Source organism: Cryobacterium sp. MLB-32, assembly GCF_000738085.1.
In the GTDB taxonomy this organism is placed as follows: Bacteria; Actinomycetota; Actinomycetes; order Actinomycetales; family Microbacteriaceae; genus Cryobacterium.
In genome coordinates this window covers 1-818 of record NZ_JPRS01000680.1, presented here as the reverse complement: position 1 = coordinate 818, position 818 = coordinate 1, and the positions used below count along the sequence as shown (strand labels likewise).

The following is an 818-nucleotide window of genomic DNA, read 5'->3' as shown; positions in this document are numbered from 1 at the left end:
CGACACCCTGAAGGCTCGACAGGTAGATCCGGCACGAATCGTCATTGAGGTGACGGAAACGGCAGTCCTCAACTTGATCGAATCCGCCCGGCAAGCGCTGGAAACACTGCGCGAGCTCGGGGTGGGTCTGCACTTGGACGACTTCGGCACCGGGTACTCGTCGATTTCAGTGTTGCGAGATTTGCCGGTGACCGGGGTCAAGCTCGACCTGCGATTCGTGCAGGACCTAACCGACGACGATAGCCAGGCCAACGCTCTCGCTCGAGGTGTCAGCGGGCTGGTCAAAGGTTTGCACCTCACCGGCATTGCGGAGGGGATCGAGACGCAGATGCAAGCAGACATCCTGCGCGCCCAGGGCTGGGAATGCGGACAGGGCTATCTCTTTGGTCGACCGGCCCCACTCCCGGCAACGGAGAGAGAACTTCCTGGAAGGTAGGGCGAGTCTGCCTCCGGGAGCGAACAAGAATCGCGAGTCTGCTTGGTGTGCAGGCGACGGGGCCACGTCAGGTTCTGAGTCGTGCGTCTCGGATCATTCGAACGAGTTGCACTTTTCTGCTCGAAGTCCGCCAATCAGGCAACACAAAGCGTGTTCAGTTATCAAGTCACCGGCGTCCCGTAGCGGGTTCCCCTGTGACACGGCATCGCTGTGATCGGCCGACTGGTGATTTGGCCTAAATCTGTCGCGCTGGAGGTCCGTCTTGCGGGCACGGTCGCGATCGTGCGTGATACTGCGGCAGCCCAAGCGCATGGTTCGCGATTATGCGCACCCACCGCGCAGCGCCACGCACCTAGGCGGTCATTCTGAAAGTCCTGCCGGC

General features: G+C 61.2%; 1 protein-coding gene. It reads left to right on the top strand.

Annotated elements, in window-relative coordinates; genetic code table 11:
* A partial coding sequence (locus tag JF66_RS20870; RefSeq protein WP_156109995.1) for an EAL domain-containing protein occupies nucleotides 1-436 on the top strand: 436 nt, incomplete at its 5' end.
* Between the last annotated feature and the right edge of the window lie 382 nt (nucleotides 437-818).